The 20,427-nt window shown below is 71.8% G+C and carries 22 protein-coding genes and 1 pseudogene; 14 read left to right on the top strand and 9 right to left on the bottom strand.

Going from position 1 to position 20,427, the window contains the following annotated elements; genetic code table 11:
• The first annotated feature begins 40 nt into the window (after window positions 1-40).
• The 4 genes from BCD49_RS13540 to BCD49_RS13525 all read left to right on the top strand — a co-directional run bounded on the left by BCD49_RS13540 (window position 41) and on the right by BCD49_RS13525 (window position 3,628).
• The gene (locus BCD49_RS13540; protein ID WP_071041535.1) at window positions 41-604 is read left to right on the top strand and encodes a hypothetical protein; all 564 of its coding nucleotides are present in this window, start codon (window positions 41-43) and stop codon (window positions 602-604) included.
• Between the two features lie 115 nt (window positions 605-719).
• Window positions 720-1,679 (top strand): alpha/beta fold hydrolase, encoded by a 960-nt coding sequence (locus BCD49_RS13535; protein ID WP_083401433.1) that lies wholly within the window; start codon window positions 720-722, stop codon window positions 1,677-1,679.
• A 239-nt stretch (window positions 1,680-1,918) separates the two neighbouring features.
• Window positions 1,919-2,977, top strand: coding sequence for an LLM class flavin-dependent oxidoreductase (locus BCD49_RS13530; protein WP_007512880.1), 1,059 nt, complete (start codon window positions 1,919-1,921; stop codon window positions 2,975-2,977).
• Window positions 2,978-2,986: 9 nt separating this feature from the next.
• Window positions 2,987-3,628: a class I SAM-dependent methyltransferase gene (locus tag BCD49_RS13525; RefSeq protein WP_007512878.1), complete on the top strand. Its 642-nt coding sequence runs from the start codon at window positions 2,987-2,989 to the stop codon at window positions 3,626-3,628.
• Here the strand turns inward: BCD49_RS13525 and nhaA are convergent.
• The 4 genes from nhaA to BCD49_RS13505 form a co-directional block, all read right to left on the bottom strand.
• Window positions 3,622-4,890, bottom strand: a complete 1,269-nt coding sequence (gene nhaA, locus BCD49_RS13520; protein WP_007512874.1) for a Na+/H+ antiporter NhaA — start codon at window positions 4,888-4,890, stop codon at window positions 3,622-3,624. The two genes, BCD49_RS13525 and nhaA, sit on opposite strands and share 7 nt — an antisense overlap.
• Window positions 4,891-5,168: 278 nt before the next feature.
• Window positions 5,169-5,882, bottom strand: a complete 714-nt coding sequence (locus tag BCD49_RS13515) for a hypothetical protein (RefSeq protein ID WP_007512872.1) — start codon at window positions 5,880-5,882, stop codon at window positions 5,169-5,171.
• Window positions 5,883-6,261: 379 nt separating this feature from the next.
• Entirely contained in the window at window positions 6,262-7,782 is a 1,521-nt protein-coding gene (locus BCD49_RS13510) for an ABC transporter permease subunit (RefSeq protein WP_007512870.1), read from the bottom strand.
• Window positions 7,779-8,708 (bottom strand): ATP-binding cassette domain-containing protein, encoded by a 930-nt coding sequence (locus tag BCD49_RS13505; RefSeq protein WP_007512869.1) that lies wholly within the window; start codon window positions 8,706-8,708, stop codon window positions 7,779-7,781. The genes BCD49_RS13510 and BCD49_RS13505 overlap by 4 nt, the downstream gene beginning before the upstream one ends.
• 87 nt (window positions 8,709-8,795) lie before the next feature.
• Here BCD49_RS13505 and BCD49_RS13500 point away from each other — a divergent pair, with 87 nt between their 5' ends.
• The 3 genes from BCD49_RS13500 to BCD49_RS13490 all read left to right on the top strand — a co-directional run bounded on the left by BCD49_RS13500 (window position 8,796) and on the right by BCD49_RS13490 (window position 11,319).
• Window positions 8,796-9,458, top strand: a complete 663-nt coding sequence (locus BCD49_RS13500; protein WP_007512868.1) for a response regulator transcription factor — start codon at window positions 8,796-8,798, stop codon at window positions 9,456-9,458.
• Window positions 9,455-10,552 (top strand): sensor histidine kinase, encoded by a 1,098-nt coding sequence (locus BCD49_RS13495; protein ID WP_007512867.1) that lies wholly within the window; start codon window positions 9,455-9,457, stop codon window positions 10,550-10,552. Before BCD49_RS13500 ends, BCD49_RS13495 begins: the two co-directional genes overlap by 4 nt.
• A gap of 203 nt (window positions 10,553-10,755) precedes the next feature.
• The gene (locus BCD49_RS13490; RefSeq protein WP_007512866.1) at window positions 10,756-11,319 is read left to right on the top strand and encodes a dihydrofolate reductase family protein; all 564 of its coding nucleotides are present in this window, start codon (window positions 10,756-10,758) and stop codon (window positions 11,317-11,319) included.
• Window positions 11,320-11,379: 60 nt separating this feature from the next.
• Here the strand turns inward: BCD49_RS13490 and BCD49_RS13485 are convergent, their stop codons facing one another.
• On the bottom strand, window positions 11,380-11,781 hold the full coding sequence (locus tag BCD49_RS13485; RefSeq protein ID WP_232793867.1) for a hypothetical protein: 402 nt from the start codon (window positions 11,779-11,781) through the stop codon (window positions 11,380-11,382).
• Between the two features lie 34 nt (window positions 11,782-11,815).
• Between BCD49_RS13485 and BCD49_RS40595 the strand changes: the two are divergent.
• The 5 genes and pseudogenes from BCD49_RS40595 to BCD49_RS13465 all read left to right on the top strand — a co-directional run.
• Window positions 11,816-12,114 (top strand): annotated as a pseudogene (locus BCD49_RS40595) (transposase); the annotation flags it as partial.
• 421 nt (window positions 12,115-12,535) lie between these two features.
• Complete coding sequence (locus BCD49_RS13480; protein ID WP_007512864.1) at window positions 12,536-12,901, top strand: hypothetical protein; 366 nt, start codon at window positions 12,536-12,538, stop codon at window positions 12,899-12,901.
• 447 nt (window positions 12,902-13,348) lie between these two features.
• On the top strand, window positions 13,349-13,738 hold the full coding sequence (locus BCD49_RS13475) for a hypothetical protein (protein ID WP_007512863.1): 390 nt from the start codon (window positions 13,349-13,351) through the stop codon (window positions 13,736-13,738).
• A 109-nt stretch (window positions 13,739-13,847) separates the two neighbouring features.
• Window positions 13,848-14,330: a cation:proton antiporter regulatory subunit gene (locus BCD49_RS13470; protein ID WP_007512859.1), complete on the top strand. Its 483-nt coding sequence runs from the start codon at window positions 13,848-13,850 to the stop codon at window positions 14,328-14,330.
• A 23-nt stretch (window positions 14,331-14,353) separates the two neighbouring features.
• Window positions 14,354-15,667: a cation:proton antiporter gene (locus BCD49_RS13465; RefSeq protein ID WP_007512857.1), complete on the top strand. Its 1,314-nt coding sequence runs from the start codon at window positions 14,354-14,356 to the stop codon at window positions 15,665-15,667.
• On the opposite strand, the gene BCD49_RS13460 is transcribed toward BCD49_RS13465, so the two are convergent.
• Window positions 15,586-17,226 (bottom strand): GGDEF domain-containing protein, encoded by a 1,641-nt coding sequence (locus BCD49_RS13460; RefSeq protein WP_232793868.1) that lies wholly within the window; start codon window positions 17,224-17,226, stop codon window positions 15,586-15,588. The genes BCD49_RS13465 and BCD49_RS13460 overlap by 82 nt on opposite strands.
• 383 nt (window positions 17,227-17,609) lie before the next feature.
• On the opposite strand from BCD49_RS13460, the gene BCD49_RS44080 reads away from it, so the two are divergent.
• Window positions 17,610-17,771: a hypothetical protein gene (locus BCD49_RS44080; RefSeq protein WP_007512853.1), complete on the top strand. Its 162-nt coding sequence runs from the start codon at window positions 17,610-17,612 to the stop codon at window positions 17,769-17,771.
• A gap of 277 nt (window positions 17,772-18,048) precedes the next feature.
• On the opposite strand, the gene BCD49_RS44075 is transcribed toward BCD49_RS44080, so the two are convergent.
• Complete coding sequence (locus tag BCD49_RS44075) at window positions 18,049-18,204, bottom strand: hypothetical protein (RefSeq protein ID WP_007512851.1); 156 nt, start codon at window positions 18,202-18,204, stop codon at window positions 18,049-18,051.
• A 180-nt stretch (window positions 18,205-18,384) separates the two neighbouring features.
• Window positions 18,385-18,801: a WhiB family transcriptional regulator gene (locus tag BCD49_RS40590; protein WP_232793869.1), complete on the bottom strand. Its 417-nt coding sequence runs from the start codon at window positions 18,799-18,801 to the stop codon at window positions 18,385-18,387.
• Window positions 18,802-19,243: 442 nt separating this feature from the next.
• Here BCD49_RS40590 and BCD49_RS13450 point away from each other — a divergent pair, with 442 nt between their 5' ends.
• Window positions 19,244-19,714 (top strand): response regulator, encoded by a 471-nt coding sequence (locus BCD49_RS13450; protein WP_007512848.1) that lies wholly within the window; start codon window positions 19,244-19,246, stop codon window positions 19,712-19,714.
• A 127-nt stretch (window positions 19,715-19,841) separates the two neighbouring features.
• On the opposite strand, the gene BCD49_RS13445 is transcribed toward BCD49_RS13450, so the two are convergent.
• A complete protein-coding gene (locus BCD49_RS13445) occupies window positions 19,842-20,234 on the bottom strand; it encodes an ATP-binding protein (RefSeq protein ID WP_241832322.1) in 393 nt (130 codons plus the stop codon).
• Between the last annotated feature and the right edge of the window lie 193 nt (window positions 20,235-20,427).

Below are 20,427 nucleotides of genomic sequence, written 5' to 3'. Positions count from 1 at the left end.
CTGGCGTCCGCCAAGCGTCGTCGTCAGTTCGGAGAATGATGTGAACAGTCGGAACTGGGTTCGCGGCCGCTCGATCGCGCTCGCAGGCGGGCTCCTGCTGGCCGTATCCGGGTGCCGCGCCAGCGCCGGACCATCGCCGGGCGTGGCCTCGGCGGCACCCGCGACCGCCACGGCCGGCGCGGCCGCGTCCACGAGCACGAGCACGAGCACGGATCCGACGGCCGGCACGACGGCACCGGCCGGGGCGGGCACCGGCGGCCCCGGCTCGCTGACCGTCGGCATCACCAGCCCGGTGTCCGTCGCGGGGCACGTCAACACGCCGGTGAGCTGCGAGGTCGCCGGGCGGCGCTACGCCGAGTCGGCGACCGGCGTCGTGAACGGGGCCACGGTCGCCGAGAGCGTGCGGGTCGCGGGTTACACCGGACCGGGCTCGTACGCGGCGGTGGTGACCGTGTCCCTGGTCGCGAACGACGCCTCCCGGTACGCCATCRACGCCGTGCCGGCAACCGTCGAGATCACCTCGACCGGCGGTTCTGTCTCGTTCAGCGCCAGCACATACGCCGGCCGCACCCTGGCGGGCTCGATCAACTGGGCCTGCTCGTAGCCCTCGCCGTCCGTGTGGATTCCTTTACTGCGTCGGCTGGACCTGTCAGCGTGGACGAGTGCGGGCGCTGATCAAATACTGCGCGACGCCGGCTGGCCCCGTCGCGTATTCGACAATGGGGTCTGGACCGGCCTTGTTGTGCGACTCGGGGTGGATCACCCACCTCCGTGAGCAGCTGGATCTGCTTTCCTTTGGCAGGTTCGTCGAACGCCTCGCGCAGCATTTCACGGTGATTCGCTTCGACAAGCCCGGATGTGGCCTGTCGGATCGGGACGGAGCAGACCTCTCGTTCGACGGTCAGGTGGCTGCGGCGCTGGCGGTCGCCGACGCGGTGGGCACGCGCCGCTTCCGCCTGTTCGGCGCCTCGCAGGGGGGTCAGATCGCCGCCGCGATCGCGGCGAGGTGCCCGGAACGGGTCGAGGCGCTCGTGGTCTACGGAATGTGCGCCGACGGCCGAGAGCTGGCTCCGCTCGACGTCAGGAAGTCCGTCGTCGCGCTGGTGCGGGCGCACTGGGGCATGGGGCTGCAGGCGCTGGCGAACGCATTCGTCACCGATCCCACCGCGGACGAGATGGCGGCGTTCACCCGGTTCCAGCGGACGAGCGCCTCGGCCGCGGTGGCCGCCCAGCTGCTGGAGGTGTACTACGACACGGACATCCGGGCGCTCCTTCCGGCGGTCCGGACGCCGACCGCGGTCCTGCACCGCGAAGGCGACCGAGGCACCAGGTTCGAGCTGGGCCGCGCGGTCGCCGCGAGTATCCCCGGGGCCACCCTGATCCCGCTGCCAGGCTCCAGCCATCTCTACTACCACGGCGACTGGGAGGCGGTCCTGGACGCGGCACTCACCTTTCTTGGCCAGCCCGCGCGCAGGGGACAACGGCTGACGGACCGTGAGTTCGAGATCGCCGAACTGGTGACCGAGGGGCTCACCAACCATGCCATCGCCGGCCGGCTGTCCGTCGCGCCGCGAACGATCGAAACGCACGTGGAGAACATCCGACGCAAGCTGCGGATGAGCTCCCGCGCCCAGATCGCGGCCTGGACCACCGAACAGCGGCTGCGCCGGCACCGCTGAAGGATCGGTCGAACACCCGATATCCGCGGCCGCCAACCGTGCCAGGACCACGCCGGAGCGGTGCCAGGCCAGTAGTTCACCCGATAGGCGGCCCGACGCGGCGGTCCTAGCGTCGACCTCATGTCACCCGTCTCGATCCCGGCGCCCCTACCGGCCACCGGGAAACAGTCACCGCGCCCGGCGCCACCGACCCTGGCAGTCCCAACCTGTTTCCACGGCCCGGCCGAGAGCGCGGCGTCATGACTGCGCGGCGCGGGGTGGGCCTCACCCCCATGGAGACCCGGCGAGACGTCATCGTCAGGGCCGCAGTGCTGGCAGAAGAGCTGGGATACGAGACCTTCGCGGTTCCCGAGGGATGGGGCCTGGACTCCACCCCGGTCGTGACTGAGATCGCGCTGCGCACCACTCGTATCCAGCTGGCCTCGGCTGTCCTGTCGGTGTGGGGGCGCACCCCGGCGACACTGGCGATGACCGCCGCCACCCTGCACCAGGTCTGTGCGGGGCGCTACGTGCTCGGCCTGGGTGCCAGCACGAAAGCACTGGTCGAGGGGTTTCACGACGTGCCGTTCGAGCATCCGGCCGCGAAGCTGCGCGAGGTCGTCACCCAGGTCCGCGCGCTGCTCGCCGGCGAGCCGGCCCAGCTGCGCCACCTCCCTGGCGCGCACCCGCTGCGACTGGGCCAGTCCCCGACCTCCGAGGTGCCGATCTTCCTCGCGGCACTCGGCCCACGCACGACCCGGGTGGCCGCCGAGGTCGGCGACGGCTGGATCCCCGCGCTGATGGCCCGGGACCACCTCCCGGCCGCGGCGGAGCAGCTCAACCGGCTGCGGGCGACCGTCGCTCCGGACCGGGCGGCTCTCACCGTGGCGGCCGGCCCCATCGCCGTCGCCGATGAGAACCCCGACACCGCCCGGCACATCGCCGCCTCCTGCGCCGCCTGGTACCTCACCGCCATGGGCGGCGTCTATGCCCGGTCGGTGTCCGATCAGGGCTACGCCCCCCAGATCAGCGCCATCGCGGATGCCAACCCGCGACCGAGCCCGCGGCGCGGCATCATTCCCCCTGCCGCCCAGTCCGTCCTCGACCAGCTCGCCGCCTACGGAACCGGCGGCCAGGTCACCGAGCAGCTAGCGGCCTGGGACCAGGTCGCCGACGTCGTCACCATCCTGCTGCCACCTGGCCTGCCCTGGCCCACCATCGAGGCCACCCTCGTCGCCGCGGCGCCACCGGCCGCCGGCCGGGCCGAGGGACCGAACGCCGCCGTGCCCCGCCCAGGTTCCGCCCAGGTCCTCCGATGAGGAGTCGTGATGGGGTTCTATGACGACCAGGTGCTGCCCCGGATCACCGACCTCGCCCTCGGCAGACCGATGGAGGAGACCCGGGCGCGCGTCGCGGCCGGGCTGTCCGGCGAGGTTCTCGAGATCGGTTTCGGGTCGGGACGCAACATTCCGCATCTTCCAGCAGGCGTCACTCGCCTGCTCGCGGTCGAGCCCGCGGCCGTCGGCCGCAAACTCGCGGCGTCTCGCATTGCCGCGGCGCCCGCCCCGGTCGAGTTCATCGGTGACGATGGCCAGGCGCTACCCCTTCCGGACGAGTCGGTCGACCATGTGCTGACGACCTGGACACTGTGCACCATCCCCGATGCCGAACAGGCGCTGCGCGAGATCCATCGAGTACTGCGGCCCGGCGGCACGATGCACTTCACCGAGCACGGCCGCTCGCCCAGACCCGGCGTAGCCCGCTGGCAGGACCGGCTCACACCTTCCTGGGGCCGACTCGCCGGAGGCTGCAAGCTCAACCGCCGGATCGACGAGCTGGTCGAGAAGTCCGGACTAACCGTGGAGTCGGTCAGGACGTATCCGATGAGCGGTACGGCGCTGATGGGTTTCGCCTACGAGGGCGTCGCGTCGAAACCGGGCACAGCCGACCTCCAAGAGCAGCGTCACTGAGTCGAGTTCGTCGCGCGGCTCGCGCGGTACGCGCGGTTGCGCGGGCGCAGCACAGCGGCGGCGAGGACAGCGGCGAACAGGGAGCTGGCCAGGATGGCGATCTTTATGTGGTCGTCGTGGCCGCTGCCGGTGCCGAAGGCGAGCTCGCCGATGAGCAGGGAGACGGTGAACCCGATTCCCGCCAGGACCGCCAGCCCGAGAACATCGATCCAGGCGAGCTCGTCGTCGAGGGTGGCGTGGGTGAAGCGGGCTACCAGAAAGGTAGCGGCCATGATCCCCACGGGTTTTCCGATGAGGAGGCCGAGCATGACCCCGAGGGCGGCACGGTCTGTCAGAGCGTCGGTCAGGCCGTGCAGGCCGCCGATGGTGACCCCGGCGGAGAGGAACGCGAAGACCGGCACCGCGACACCGGCCGAGATCGGCCGCCAGCGGCGCTCGAAATGCTCGGCCAGCCCGGGACCCGTCGGGGGCCCGCCGGCCTGGTCGCCATGTCGTCGTCGTACCGGCACGGCGAATCCCAGGAGCACCCCGGCGACGGTCGCGTGCACACCGGAGGCGTGTACCAGCATCCACGTGGCCGCGGCCAGGGGAAGCAGCAGCCACCACGCCCGTACTCGGCGTTGCACCAGGACGGTGAACACCGCGAACGGCACCAGGGCGCCCAGCAGCGGGACGACCGAGAGGTGGCGGGTGTAGACGACCGCGATGATGACGATGGCGAGCAGGTCGTCGACCACGGCGAGGGTCAGCAGGAAGGTCCGCGGCGCCGGCGGCAGATGCCGTCCGACGACGGCCAGCACCGCCAGCGCGAACGCGATGTCGGTGGCGGTCGGGATCGCCCAGCCCCGGGACGCGCCGCCGTCGAGATTGACCAGCGAGTACAGCACGGCCGGAACCGCGACGCCTCCCATGGCGGCGACGACCGGAACGGCGGCTCGCCGCGGATCACGCAGATCGCCGGCGACGAACTCGCGTTTGAGTTCCAACCCCGCCACGAAGAAGAAGATCGCGAGCAGTCCGTCGGCCGCCCATTCGGCCACCGTGAGATCCAGACGCARCCGGGCCGGCCCCAGGCGGTAGGACACCATCGACTGGTAGGAGGCCGACCACGGCGAGTTCGCCCAGACCAGAGCCAGGACGGTGGCCACCAGCAACACCGCGCCGCCGATGGTCTCCTTGCGCAGGATGGCGGCGATCCGACGGCTCTCCGGCCACGATCCACGATCGAACACCACGAACCGGCGAGGTGGGCTCTCGGGCACGGCGGACTCCTCGCCACGGGGTCAGGTCACCAGCCGCCGACCAGACTTCCCGGCACACCGGCACCGACAGTAGCCGAAGCCGCGGACAAGGCGCGTGCGCCTCAGCCGAAAGCCACGATGCCAGGCCTCCCGATCGACCGGCCGCACGCTCGCGGGCTCGATCAGCTGGGCCTGCTCGTGGCTCAGGCCACCCCGGCGGCCGCGCGCCGGGGTGGCCCGGACGCCCGGACGCCCGGGCACCGGGGCACCGGGGCACCGGGGCACCGGCGTCGACGCTGTCAGGCGTCCCTGCGTTCGAGGAGTACCGCGGCGGCAAGCAGCGCGCCGAGGGCCCACAACGCCAGGACGCCGAGACCCTTCCAGGGGCCGATCGCGAGGTCGCCGGAGGTGGCCTGCACCGCCAGGCCAGCACTCGCCGGCTCGATCCGCTGCAGGCGCCGTTGCCAGGCCGGGTCGGCCACCGCGGCGTTCACGATCGGGAGCGCGTACAGGAGCGCGAGGACCGTCCCCATCCCGGCGGCCGGGCTACGGACGGCCGCCGCGATCCCGAGGCTCAACAGGCCGATGAGGACCAGGTACAGCACCGAGCCGACCGCCGGGCGCGCGGCCAGGGTGTGCGCGGGCAGCAGGAACCGACCCGCGGCCACGGACCCGGCCACGGCGACGGCCGCCGCGGCCGCCACCACGGCGGCGACGACCGCCGCCTTGGCGGCCAGCACCCTGCTGCGGCGCGGCATGGCCGTGAACGTCACCACAGCCAGGCCGCTGGCGTACTCGTCGCCGACGGCCAGCACGGCCAGGACCGCCACGACCGCCTGACCCAGCTGCACTCCGGTGAGGCTCAGCCTCGGCAGGTCCGCGCCGGGCAGCGGGTCCGAGAACCCGGCCGCGACCGCGCTCACCGCGACCGTGCCGGCGACGACCGCGGCCAGCAGCGCCAGCGTGCCCGGCGACGTGCGCAGCTTGGTCCACTCGGCGCGCACTGTGTTCATGGTTCGCTCCGTGCGGGCGGCGCGCTCCGGCCCCTTCCTTGCTTCGCTGCGGAAGGGACCTCCGCGCGCCGTCCTCCTCCGCTCACGGGCGCTCCGGCGACCTCCGCTGCGGCCCAACCCACTTCGCTGCGCTCGTGGGCCGGGCCTCCGCGGAGGCGCGCCTCCGCGCCGCACGGTCGCCCGCCGCTGAACGTCGCCAATCCACGAACGACCTCTGTTCGCGGGGCACTTCGCTGCGCTCGTGGGCGGGCTTCCGCGGAGGCGCGCCTCCGCGCCCCGTTCGGTCGCGGCACGCTGTAGCGTCGCCAAGCCGAGGCTGCTTCCTCGCACGGGCAACCTCGCTGCGCTCGTGGGCGGGGCTCCGTGGCATCCGTCGGCGTCATGCGTCCCGCCGGCGTTGCGTCACCGCGGCGGCGGCGAGGACCACGGCCGCCCAGCCGGCAAGGACGGCGAAGCCGGCCCACGGCGCGAGCGGGAAGTACCCGTCGGCCGGCGTGTAGAGGTTCGCCACCTGCGGATACTCCGGCGACGCCTGCTGCAGCGCGAACGCCGCCGCCGGGCTGACGCGCAGCAGCCAGCGCGCCGCGTCGCCCGTCAGGACGGTCATGGCCAGCAGGTATGGCAGGACGATCACGAGGACCGCGGTGGTGACCGCGGTGACGCCGCGCCGCAGCAGCGTCCCGAGGCCGAGGGCCAGGACCGCGGCTACGGCGAGCAGGGCCGCGGTGCCGACGACGACGCGCGCCTCGGTGCCGGCCGGGGCGGCATGGACGTACACGCCGTTGCCGCGCAGCACCCGTTGCCCGAGGGTGATCGTGGCCGCCGCCGCGGCCAGGCCGGCGACGAACATGACGCCGCCGACGACGGTGGCCTTCGCGGCCAGGACCCGCAGGCGGTGCGGACTGGCCGCGAACGTCGTCCGGACGAGTCCGCGACGGTACTCCGCGGTGACGAACACGGTGCCCACGACGACGGCCAGGATCAGGCCGACGAAGGTGCCGACCAGCGTCTGGGCGATGGACACCCCGAGGCCCCCGGCGCCGGCCACGGCCGGCGCGATGTCGCCGGAACCGGTCAGGCGCACGGCGTCGCCGACCCGCTCGACCCCCAGCGCGGCGCCCAGGGGATCGCCCGACGGCCCGCTCGGCGCGCCGATGACGTCCGGGTGCCAGGCCGCGCCGGTCCAGCCGTCCCGCGCGGCGAGGTGGTCGAACGTGCCGGTCACCTGGGTCGGCCCGCCCATGGCGCCGGACATCAGCCCGGCGTGCAGCTCCTCGGAGTGCTGCGGGGACGTGGCGAACAGCCCGACCTCGACGGTCGGCGGCAGGCCGGGCAGCCGAGCGGTGCCGACGGTCGTCCACCGGCCGCCGTCGACGGACTCGGCGGCCGTGACGGTGTCCCCGGATCGGCTCAGGCGCAGCCAGCGAGGGGCGGTGGTGGTGGTGTCGCCGGGGCTGCCTGCGACGTCGTGGGTGTAGTCGTACTGCAGCCGCACCCCGTGGCCACCGGTGACCATGACCGCCGCGTACGACGAGCCCTGCCCCGTGCCCGCCCTGACGATGAGGCCGGCCTTGGCCCACGGCTCGACGGTGTGGCTCGGCGCGTCCGGGTCCACCCCGGACGCCAGGCCGGTGATGGCGGTGACCCGGGCGATGACCTCGCCGTCCCCGGCGAGCGCCTGGTGCAGGAACGTGAAGGTGTCGGTGACCTCCTCGCCGCCGGGGCCGACCGGCAGCGAGCACTCGGATCCCGGGCCGTTCTTGCCACAGCTCCCCTGCATCCCCGGCATGAGCCCGAACGCCACGATGACGCCGACGATGGCGACGGTGGCGATGACCCAGCCGCGGATGGTCCGGAACTTCGTCCACTCGGCCCGCAGCGTGTCCGCGAACGCGCTCATCGTGCCTCCTCCGTGGTGGCGGCCGACGCGGCGGCGCGGTACTCCACGGCGTCGCGGGTGAGCTCCAGGTAGGCGTCCTCGAGCGTCGCCCGGTGCGCGGCGAGCTCGGAGAACGGCACGCGGTGGCGRCTGAGCAGCGCGGCGATCGCCTCGGCCGGCAGGCCGGCCACGACGAGCGTGCCGTCCCCGGCGGCCGTGACGGAACCGCCACCGCCCGCCAGCACCACCGCCGCGCGCGCGGCCGAGGAACGTACCGTGACCCGGCCGTCCGACACGGCGGCCAGCAGCTCGGGGACGCTCGCGTCGGCGAGGACCCGGCCCCGGCCGGCGACCACGACGTGGTCGGCGATGTCCTGCAGCTGGCTCATCAGGTGGCTGGAGACCAGGACCGCCCTCCCCTCGGCGGCGAGCGCCCGGGTGAGACCGCGCATCCAGATGATCCCTTCGGGATCCATGCCGTTGAACGGCTCGTCGAGCATCAGCGCCGGCGGGTCGCCGAGCAGCGCGGCGGCGATGCCGAGGCGTTGCCGCATGCCGAGCGAGAACCCCCCGGCCCGGCGCCGGCCGACGGAACCGAGCCCGACGGCGTCGAGGACCTCGTCGACCCGGCCGGCCCCGAGCCCCTGGGAGTGCGCGAGCCACAGCAGGTGGTTGCGGGCGGTGCGGCCCGGCGAGACCGCGGCCGCGTCGAGGAGCGCGCCGACGTGGCGCAGCGGGTGGCGCAGGGAGCGGTACGGGTGCCCGTCGATCAGGGCCTCGCCGTCGTCGGCGGCATCGAGGCCGAGGACGACCCGCATGGTGGTCGACTTGCCGGCGCCGTTCGGCCCGACGAAGCCGGTGACCTGCCCCGGCTGGACGGTGAACGTCATTCCGTCCAGGGCGGTGGTCTCGCCGAACCGTTTCCGCAGTCCGTTCACGGTGATCATAGGTCGGGGTTCTAACCGTCCGGCGGTGTCAGCACGGTGCCGCCCGACGACACCTGGACGCCACCGCCGGCCTGGGATGGTGATGGGATGCGCGTCCTGGTGGTGGAGGACTTCGAGATTCTGGCCCGCACGATCAGGACCGGGCTGCGCCGCGAGGGGATGGCGGTCGACGTCGCGCTCGACGGTGACGACGCGCTGGCGCGCCTCGTGTCCACCCGGTACGACGTGGTGGTGCTCGACCGGGACCTGCCCGGCACGCACGGCGACGAGGTGTGCCGGCGGATCGTCGCCACGTACTCGGGCAGCCGGGTCCTCATGCTGACCGCGTCGAGCACGGTCAGGGACCGGGTCGACGGGCTTGGCCTGGGAGCCGACGACTACCTGCCGAAACCGTTCGACTTCGCCGAGCTGGTCGCCCGGATCCGGGCGCTGGCCCGCCGGCCGACCGCCCTGGTGCCGCCGGTGCTGGAGCACGGCGACCTGACCCTCGACCCGGGTCGGCGGGTCGCGTCCCGGGGCGGCCGGCGCCTCGACCTCAGCCCGAAGGAGCTCGGAGTGCTCGAATGCCTGCTCGCCGCGTCGGGACGGCCGGTGCCGGCCGAGGAGCTGCTCGAACGGGTGTGGGACGAGGCGGCGGACCCGTTCACGACCGCGGTGAAGACGACGATCCGCCGGCTGCGCGCCAAGCTGGGCGACCCGCCGGTGGTGTTCACCGTCCGCGAGGGCGGCTACCGGATCGGCGAGCTGTGATCCCCCGCCCGCGGTTGCCGCGGCGGCTGCGGACGCAGCTGATGCTGCTCTACGCCATCCCGTTCTTCGTGTCGGGCACGGTGCTGCTGACGGCGGCGCTGGTCGGGACCAGGTCGTCCGCGCCGGTCGGCGCGGTGCTCGATCCCGGGCTCGGGCCAGGCCCAGGGCCAGGGATGCGGCCGACCACGACGACGTATTTCCCGTTCCTCACCTGGTCGCTGTGCCTGGTCGCGCTGCTGCTGGTGTCGGTCGGGCTGGGCTGGCTGGTGACGGCCCGGTTCCTGCGGCCGCTGCGGACCATCACCGCGACGGCCCGGGACATCTCGGCGAGCAACCTGCACCGCCGGCTGGGGCCGACCGGCCGCGCCGACGAGTTCGCCGAGCTCGCGGCGACCCTCGACGACCTCTTCGGCCGGCTGGAGGCCGCGTTCGCGTCGCAGCGGCGCTTCGTGGCGAACGCGTCGCACGAGCTGCGCACACCTCTGACCGCGCAGCGAGCCGTCCTGCAGGTCGCCCTCGCCGACCCCGACACGACGGTCGACTCGTTGCGGGTGGCCTGCGGGGAGGTGCTTGAGCTGGGCGCGACGCAGGAGCGACTGATCGAGGCCCTGCTCACCCTGGCCAGCGGCGAGCAGGGCGTGGACCGGCGGGAGCCGTTCGACCTGGCCGACATCGCCCGGCAGGTCCTGTCGTACCGCCCATCGCATCGGCCCGCCGACGTGGCCGTCGACTCGACCCTCGACGCGGCACCCGCGTCGGGGGATCCGCGGCTGGTCGAGAGCCTGGTGGCGAACCTGGTCGACAACGCGCTGCGCTACAACGTGGCCGGTGGGCGGGTCGAGGTGACGACGTCGGCGACCTCCAGCGGGGCGCGGCTGTCCGTCCGCAACTCGGGGCCGGTCGTCCAGCCAGCGCAGGTCGCCCGACTTTTCGAGCCGTTCCAGCAGCTGCACGGCCGGCGCATCCGGCACGGCGAGGGCCACGGCCTGGGCCTCGCGATCGTCCGGGCGATCGCCGAGGCCCACGGCGCCCGGCTCGCCGCCGCGGCCCGGCCGACCGGCGGGCTGGACATCGAGGCCACCTTCCCGCGGTGATCGACCCAGCCGTGGAGACCGACAGACCCGGCGGCGGGCGGCGGGCGGCGCGCGCCGGACCCGGTCACCGATGAGTTCCCGGCCGTCGGTCAGTCTGACCAGGTAAAGCACCGAGCGGACCGCGGGACCGGGACCACGGCAATGCCGGAGGTCCACGACACAGCAAGCGGAAGTCCACGACCCAGCAAAGAGGAGAGTCCAGGATGCGCACTCTGATCGTCACCGCCTTCGTGTCCGTCGACGGCGTCATGGAGGCGCCGGGCGGCGAGGCGGAGTACCGGAACACCGGCTGGACCTTCAAGGACATCGACTTCGACCCGGCCGCCTATGAGATCAAGGGCCGGGAGCAGGAGGAGACCACGGCGCTGCTGCTGGGGCGGATCAGCTACGAGGCGTTCGCCCCGATCTGGCCGACGATGGAGGAGTTCGCGGGCTACAACGCGATGCCGCGTTACGTCGTCTCGACCACGCTCACGCAGGACGACCCGCGGTGGCCGGCGACGATCCTGCGCTCCGTCGACGAGGTCGCGGCGCTGAAGGAGACCGAGGGCGGCCCGATCGCGGTGCACGGCAGCGCGGAACTGGGGAAGAGCCTGGCCGACGCGGGCCTGGTCGACCGTTACCACCTGCTGGTGTTTCCCGTCCTGCTGGGCGCCGGGAAGCGGCTGTTCAGCGCGGCCGACAAGGACAAGGCCATGCTGAAGCTGGTGGAGTACCAGGCCTACGCCAACGGCGTCCAGAAGCAGGTGTTCGATGTGGTCCGCTGACGCGGGCAGCCCCAGCCGGCGGCCCCGGCGGCGGTGCGGGGCCGCCGGGGCAACCGACGGCTAGGAGAACTGGACGTTACGGATGACGCAGCGCAGATCGTCTTCCTTGCCGGACGCGCCGAGAATCGTCCAGTCGGCGCTTTTCCCGCCGGCGACTCCGGGCACCTTCACAACCTTCGTGTCGACGACCGTGTTGCCCTCGTCAAGCACGAAGTCGACCACGATCGAATAGTCCCGCTTGTCCTTCGAGCGGTTGTTCACCGTACCCGCGAACTTCCACTCACCCTTGTCGTCGCGGCCGCAGTCCCCGGGCACGGCGTCGGGCCGGGCGCCTTTCTCCGGGTCGCAGGAGGGGATATCTCCCACCTTCGGGGTCGGCGCGGCGACCGGATTCCGCGGCTTATCCGACGAGTCCGACGAGCACGCGGTCACCGTTCCCCCGGCCAGCACGGCGGCGGTCACCAACGGCACCATCCACCGTCGCGGCGCCGGTGTAGCCAAAGCCGACCTGCTCGCGTTCACCGCCCATCCCGGGAGATCTGGCGCCAGATCTGGTCCTCAAACCCGCAGGAACGGCTGAACAAGTAGATCCGCCGACGCACCGACGTCGTCGGGATCTTCCCGAACCGCGACGCCATCATCAGACTCGTCGGCGCCGTCCTCGCCGAACAGCACGACGAATGGATCGAGACCCACCGCTACTTCGGCCTGGAAATCCTCGCCAAAACCGACCCAGCCGAAACCGCGCCCGACACACCCGAGATCAGCGTGACCCCCGAAGCCCTCACCGCATAACCTGCACCCAGGATCACGCGACGTCACTCTCCGTACATCACGCCGCTGGACGCGACCTAGCTGCAGTGGGATTGCCATGGAGCCGCGTCGAACCTGTTACCGACAGCGACCTGCGGGCCCGTCCATCAACAGTCACACAGAGCAATCACAGGAGTCTTTAAGTCTGGGTMGCGTGTCGCAAACATGCAGTTCAGAGCACTCCGACATGTTCGAGCTGGGCAGTTAGATCAGGCTTGACAGCCACGGAACGTTAAGGAACCAGGCCCGGGCTGCGGGCTGCGGGGCATCACCGGCCAGCCCCGGCCTGACGACGGAACGGCCTGTTCGAGATCAGTCAGGCCACTGTCGCGCAGCGCCTGACTGATCTCGAAGCGGAATCGGTTCACGTTCGTGGGTTGTGGCCTTGGTTTACGCTGGGCACATGGTCACCGTCCGGCGCCGGAGCTTCGGCGCCCTCTGGGCGGTGGCCCTGCTGGTGATTGGCCTGCTGAGCGCGGGCGGTGGCGGCGGCGGTGCTGGCGCGGGAGCGTCGGACCGGGCGCTGGCCGCCGTCTCCTCGGTCGCGGGTTCCGCGGCCCGCGCGGATGTGGTCGTTCCCCGCGTCGATGGCCGCATGGCGGTGTCGGCGAAGCTGGCCCCCGATCATCCTGGCGATCTGGCCGTCGCGGCGACGCTCTTCGGGCTGACGCTGCCGGGTCTCGTCTGGTGGCGACGAGCTGTTGGCCGCGGTCGCCGGCCGGACAAGCTCGACGGTGTGTGCGGCGCCCGTGGCCCACCTGCCAGGTAGATAACGCCGTAGTAGAACCCCTGGCTGCCGCGCGCTGATCGCGCGAGCGGCGGATCGCGAATCCGGCCGGCTCTGACCGGAGCGCCCTGTTATGGGTGGCCCGGCGTCGCGGGCGGTCGTCTCCTGACCGGCCTGGCTCTCCAGGTCGACCCGCCGGACATCCAGCTGCGCCCACGTCCGCGACGTCCGCGACGTCCGCGAAAGCGTTGCCGCGTTGCGCCGTTGCCAAGTTGCGCCGTTGCCGCGTAACGGCGCAACGGCGTCGCCGGACGCCGCCGGTGATCTGCCGCCGGGGTGGCACTTCTTCGCTGGCCCTTCCTCGTCGCCCACCGGTCCGGAATCTTCCGCCGCGTTCGAGACGACGCGGCTGGGGCTTCACATTCGTCTTGCCTGGCGCCCTCCCCCGTCGCGGGCTGGGCCCAGGGACACCGTTATGGAGAACAGCCTGTGCATTCAGGACTCGACTGGGGCCGTGTACTGATCGTGGTCCCGCTTCTCGGCTTCATGTTCATCGCGCCAACGATCGTGATCTGGTGGGATCTGCGCAGAGATCGGCGCCGGTTCGGTCTGGAGGCGCTGTCGCGGCCCATTCGCTACACCGCGGATGGGAGGCCCGGCCGCGAGGGGCTCCCGCTGCCTCCCGCCACCGACGCCATCGACGCCGCCGCCGACGACGACACCGACACCGCTGGCCGGGTCCCGGTCGACGTGCCGTCGAAGGGTCCGCGCCTTCGCACCGGCGCCGTTCCCGGGCCGACTCCCGAGACCGAGCCTTCCGCCGCTGGACGTTCCGCCGCTGGACGTTCCGCCGCTGGACGTTCCGCGCCTGGCCGATGACCTCCCGTCAGTGATCTCGGGGACAACGGCCTCCGGGTGTGCGAAAGAAGATCATTCTCGCGCACCCTTTGGCCCGCCGACTGCCGAGAGCCAACGAAAGGCCGCATCCATGGAGATCGAGGAGACCGCGCTGCCCGGCATCGGGCTGCGGCACGAGTTCACCACCCGCGGCAGGCGCCGGGTTGGCGTCGTCGCGCACCACAAGGGCCGGCGAGAGCTGGTGATCTACGGAGCGGACGACCCGGACGCCGTCGCCGAGTCGCTGATGCTCACCGCCGAGGAGGGCGATGCGCTCTCCGAACTGCTCGGCGCGCCGCACATCGTCGAGAAGCTGGCCAACCTCAACAAGATGTTCGCGGGCCTGGTCGGCGAACGAATCCGGATCTCGCCGGACTCCCCCTACGCGGGCCGGCCGCTCGGCGACACCCAGGCGCGCACCCGCACCGGCGCGTCGATCGTCGCGGTCGTACGCGACCAGGAGGTCCTCGCCTCGCCGCGGCCGGACTTCCGGTTCGCCGCCGAGGACGTCGTCGTGGTGGTCGGAACCCCGGAGAACACCGCCGCCGTCGCCGAGCTGTTCCGCACCGGCTGACCAGACAGGAAGTGGGTGACGGCGTGCATGACACGGCATCGGTCTTCATCGAGCTCGGCGGGGTGCTGTTCTGCCTCGGGATCCTGGGACACGTCGCCTCCAGGGTCGGGATCTCCCCGATCCCGTTCTACCTGCTCGCCGGGCTGGCGTTCGGCCACGGTGGGCTGCTCCCGCTCGGGGCCAGCGAGGAGTTCATCAAGACAGGCGCGGAGATCGGCGTCGTCCTCCTGCTCCTTACCCTTGGCCTGGAGTACACCGCCAGCGAGCTGATCCACGGGCTGCGCCGCCAGGCACCGGCCGGCGGCCTCGACCTCGTGCTGAACGCGGCTCCAGGCGTCGCCGCCGCCCTGTTGCTCGGCTGGGGCGCGCTCGCGGCGGTGGTCATGGGTGGAGTGACCGCGATCTCGTCGTCCGGGATCATCGCGAAGGTCCTCGGCGACCTGCACCGGCTCGGCAACCGGGAGACGCCGGTGGTGCTGTCGGTGCTGGTGCTCGAGGACCTGGCGATGGCGGTGTACCTGCCGGTCGTGACGGCGCTGCTGGCCCACCAGACCGTCGCTCGCGGCTCGCTGACGGTAGCGATCGCCCTCGGCGCGCTGGTCGGGGTGCTGGTCGTGGCGCTGCGGCACGGCGCCAAGGTCACCCTGCTGGTGTTCAACCCGAAGTCCGACCGCAACGACGAGATCCTGCTGCTGCGGGCGCTCGGGCTCGCGCTGCTCGTCGCGGGCGTCGCGCAGCGACTGGAGGTGTCCGCCGCGGTCGGCGCGTTCCTCGTGGGCATCGCGCTGTCCGGCCCGGTCGCCGAGAGCGCCAGCGAGGTGCTGACTCCGCTGCGGGACCTGTTCGCCGCGGTGTTCTTCGTCTTCTTCGGGCTACAGACCGACCCGTCGGCGATCCCGCCGGTGCTGGGCGCGGCGTCGCTGCTGGCGCTGGCCGGAGTCGCGACGAAGGTGCTGACCGGCTGGTGGGCGGCCCGGCGGGCGGGAATCGCGACGCTCGGCCGGTTCCGCGCCGGGGCGGCGCTGGTCGCCCGCGGCGAGTTCTCGATCGTCATCGCCGGCCTCGCCGTGGCGGCCGGCGTGAACCCGAAGCTGGGACCGCTGGCAGCCAGCTACGTGCTGCTGATGGCCATCCTCGGCCCGCTCGCCGCCCGGTTCGTCGAGCCCGTCACCCGCGCCGCGCTGCGACGCCGGGAACGCGGGCCCTCTGCGGCGGCCGCCACCAGCCCCGACATCGGGCTGCGACAGCACGGCGATCACCAGGGGGCCGACGCCCCGGGCGTTCTCCGATGGAGGAATCGTGGCAGGCCAAGGCGAGAGGCGGAAAGGGCTGGGTGAAAGCCTGGGTGGCGGAGCCGGTTCTTGGCGGCGTACATCGCCTGGTCGGCGCGGTGAAGCAGATCTTCGGTGCTGGCGACGGGGGTTCCGGCGTCGGCCACGGCGACGCCGACGCTGGCCTGGAGGTCGCGCCGCTGCCCGTGGACCTGGAACGCCGGGCTCATGGCTTCTCGGATGTGCCTCGCGGTGGCGTCGCCGGTCGCGCGTGGGTCGTCGGACGGGTCGCGCATGAGGACGGCGAACTCGTCGCCGCCGAGGCGGGCGGTGAGGTCCTGGGCGCGGACGGCGCCGCGCAGCCGCCCGGCGACCGCGCGCAACAGCTCATCGCCGGCGCCGTGGCCGAGGGTGTCGTTGACGGTCTTGAAGTCGTCGAGGTCGCAGAACAGCACGACGAGTGGCCGGCCGCTGGCGCGGTGTGCGTCGACGGCGTGGTCGACCTCGGCGGTGAACAGGGCGCGGTTGGCCAGGCCGGTCAGCGGGTCGTGCAGCGCCTGGTGGCGTAGGCCGCGCTGGGTCGCGCGCAGGCTCGCCATCAGCCGGGTGTTCTGCGCGACCGTGATCAGCTGGCGGATCGTGACCAGGGTGACGAGCACGATCGAGAGCTGCAGAGTGATCCCCTGCAGGGCCTGGCCCCGGGCAGCGGGCACGACGACCAGCAGCGCGGCGACGCCCAGGGGCAGGTACGGCAGATAGGCATGGACCAACAGCGACCGGTCCTCGCCGCCGCCCCGGCCCGGCCGTGCCGGTCGCCTCCTGGCCGGTCCCGGCGGGACGACCATGGCCAGCGCGAGCAGCGGCGGGGCGAGGACGGTGCCGATCCAGTACAGCGCCGTGTCGTCGACTTCGAACGGCCCGCCCGCGGCCAGAAATATCAACGCCGTCTCCGAAACGGCGAAGAGCACCAGGCTGGCGGTCACCAGCCCCATCGACCGGCCATTGCAGGGCCGTCGGAACGTCATCAGCAGGACGGCGACCACGATCAACAACATCCCGCTCAACGGGATGGCGAGGGCGAGCGCGAACGGCCACCCGCTCAACCCGCTGGCGGTGACGTTCTCCAGCACCGCGACCCAGGCGATGAGGAACATCGACACCACGATCATCAGGCTGTCCAGCGCGACCACCACAGCCGCGGCATGCCGTCCTTCCTCATGGTCGAGCGGAGGCGCACGCTGCTCCGCTGACCCCTCGGCCGGCCGGATCGGAATGCTCAGCAGGCCCAGCGAGGCCAGCAACGGCGGCACCAGGTACACCAGGTCCGCGGCATCCAGCGTGACCGAGGAACGGTCCGCGACCAGCCAGGTGATCATCCAGTCGATCGACCCACCCACCGCCGAGGCCAGACCACTGCTCAGCAGCAGGCGCCAACGACGCTCGGCACCGCGGCTGCGCACGATGGCGACACCAGCTACGACGGCCGCGAACACACTGCAGGTGACGAACGCGATCCCCTGGAAGACCACCCGCGGCTGTCCACCCAGGAAGGCCAGTGGGACGAGCGCTCCCACGTACAGCAGCGCGGTTCCACCGGCCAGCCACCAGAACACCCGCCCGCTCACCGTTCCAGCCGAGTGCGCCGCCGGACCGCGTGCCGGCCCGGTCCCAGCCGACGCGCGGCCCTTCGGGTACCGGCCGGCGACGGCCCGGGACAAGCAGTGAGGCCCCACGTCGCGCAACACCTCATTCCCCCTCCTTCCCAGAATCGCCGACCGCGCCCGTCCGCACACACCCGAACCCTTCCGCTACGTGACCGGGACGTCGGCCGGCGAGCGCCAGCCGTCCAGGCATTGGCACGTGTCTCCGGGTATCAATTCGGCCACGGCCGGGTGGGTATCCGAAATGTGCCGAGAAACAGGCGCCAAGACGATCACTATCGAGCCGGCGCCGCCGACGGCGGACGGTTATTGTTTAAACACAGACCATCCGTGGGAGGTGCGCGACAGTGAAGGCCCTGCTGCCATGGGCATTCTGGATATTCGTGGTCTTCTACGTAATGACCGCACCCAGCGACGCCGCGGCCATCGTGCACACGGCGGTTGGTTGGCTCGGCGCCCTCGGCAACGGCGTCTCCACCGTCGTCACCGACACCACCAGCTCCGTCTGACCACCAGCGACGCTCTAACCGCCACCTGCGCCACCAGCGCCAACGCCAGCGCCGCCCAGCTGGGCCAGCCCTGGGCGCTGCGCCACGACCAGCCCCTCCAAGGGCCCATCGCGAATGCGCCTACCGGGACCCGGTGGAATGCACACATCGGGGTTTCCCGACAAGGCAAGAACCCCCGCCACTCGCGTGACGGGGGTTCAACCATGCCCACCCTCGTGGGCCTGGGAATTCATATGCCGGAGGATATCCCGCTTCCAGGTCCGCGGCCAGCCTACCGCTAGAGCCTCGATCGGCCGCCTCGGCCGATGCCGCGGCGGCCCACGAGCCAGAGCACGGCGATAATCACAATCACCCACAGCACTGGATGAACCGTCAGTCCTAGCGCGGCGGCGATCGCGACGATGACGATCGCAATCAAGATGTCGATAAGCATAGAAGTCTCATACCCATGAGAACCGCACTAAACCGGGCGCGATCGTGCCCGCGCCGATGCCCACGGGTCCCGTGGGCATCGGCGCGGGCACACGCGAGAGACCCGCAGGCCTGGTTTCGTTGCCGCCGGTCGCTCGTGGGCGTCGTTCGCCGGGAGCATGCCCCGGCCGGCGCTACGCACTCAGGCGGCATCCAGCTGGAGAAACGACCCGTCCGCGTTCGTGAGCCTCTCGGCCGGGGTGGTGCCGCCCCAGATCCCGTGCCGGTCCCCGGTGACCATCGCCGAGAGCAGGCACAGCACGCGGACCGGGCACCCGGCGCAGATCTCCTTGGCGGCCGCCTCCCGCCGGAGCCTTTCCTGTCCGTCGGCGCTCTCCGGTGGGAAGAAGATCTCGACGTCCGCTGAGCCACAGGCGGCGCCGACCCGCCAGTCGAGGAGGTCCACGTCGAGGTCGCTCTCGTCGGCGTAGGCCTCGGCCAGGGAATCGCCCCCGATCGCCTCGGATACCTCGGCCACGTCGAGTGCCATCCCCAGGTCGAGCGCCGGCGCCGCGGCGTCGTCCTCGCCATGCGGCGGCTGGCCGACCGTCTGAGGCAAGGAGGCGGCTTCCGCCGGGCGGATGGGCTGAAGGCGATCAGCGGGGGCGGCGGGAGGGAGAAGCGTCGGCATCGGACCTCGCTCAGCGTCGAGAACGGCAACCGCGGGACCTATTCCCCCATAGACCAGCGCAAACCCTGCCTTCCCGCCAAGGTGCGCCATCACGGCGCTGGGCTACGACATCGAACGACGCGAGGCCGAACAGGCCACCCTGGCGCTGCACGAGTCGCGGATGCGGGCCGGAGAGAACGCCGCCTCGAACGCGGCTTACCGCCCGCTCCCCGCTGCCCGCGGGACCCTGCGCCGGTTGGACCGCCGTGTAGCCTGCCGGCTAAGGGCCAGGCATAGGCGACGAGTCCGATCAAGGCGATCGCCGCCGCGTCGACGGCCCGACAGAGGAGGTGCGGCGTGTGTCCCGGATCGCCGCACACGAAGGAGCAGCGTGCCCAATCCGCTTTCCGAACCCGTGTTGCCGATCGAGATCCTGCTCGTCGAGGACGACCCAGGCGACGTGCTGATGACCCGGGAGGCGTTCGCGGACCACAAGGTCAAGAACAACCTGCACGTCGTCGGCGACGGCGTGGAGGCGCTGCACTTCCTGCGGGGCGAAGGCAAGTACAGCGCCAGCCCTCGGCCGGACATCGTCCTGCTCGACCTGAACCTCCCGCTCAAGGACGGCCGGGAGGTGCTGGCCGAGGTCAAGGCCGACAGCACGCTGCGACACATTCCGGTGGTCGTGCTGACGACGTCCGAGGCCGAGGAGGACGTGCTGCGCAGCTACGACCTGCACGCCAACGTCTACATCACCAAACCCGTCGACTTCGAGCGGTTCGTCGAGGTCATCCGGCACATCGACGACTTCTTCGTCAGCGTCGTCCGGCTACCCCGGCCATTGACCGCCGAACGGTTCTGACCTCCGAGACGAGGTCGACGGCCTGCGGCTTCTCGTCCGAGCGGTCGTCGACGGCGCCACAAGATGCCCGGTCTCGACGGCCTCCTCATCGGTGGCCTGGAAGACGAGTCGCGGTGCGCCGGGCGCGTCAGCCGATCGGGGGCCAGGTCGGGGTTGGCGGGGTGGTTGGGGAAGCTGGCGCGACCTCGAACCACACGGTCTTTCCATCGGGATGTCGCTGGACTCCCCAGCGGGTCGCGAGCGTGTCGATCAGCTGGATGCCCCGGCCGTTCGTGTCGTCGGGCCGCGCGGGCACGGCGACGGGCGGGCGGGCGGTGCCATCGGTGACTTCCACGCGGATGCCGCCGGCCGAGACCCGGATGACCAGGCGCGCGGGAGGGCCGCCATGCACGATGGCGTTCGTCACGGTCTCGCTGGCCAGCAACATGGCCGTCTCGCAGGTGTCGGTGCCCAGGTCGGCGCCTCGACACAACCGTCGCACGGCGTGCCGGGTCTCGCGGACGGCCGTCGGATCGGACACGATCCAGAACTCCTCGGCCCGCTCGCTCACCACGTCGGCAGCCAGCGTCGCGATCGGGACCTGTGCCTACGCCACCTCACGTCGACTGATCCGACGACTGATCGCGGGCCGGCGTGGGCGGGACAGCGTGGGGCGAGTGAGCATTTCTCGCGTCCAGCCATTTTGCCTTCCCGATTCCATTGTTCCGGGCCGG

The sequence above is a fragment of the Pseudofrankia sp. EUN1h genome, assembly GCF_001854645.1.
Classification (GTDB): Bacteria; Actinomycetota; Actinomycetes; order Frankiales; family Frankiaceae; genus Pseudofrankia; species Pseudofrankia saprophytica.
The sequence above is the reverse complement of the archived record's forward strand: the minus strand, read 5'-3'. Positions and strand labels throughout refer to the sequence as shown.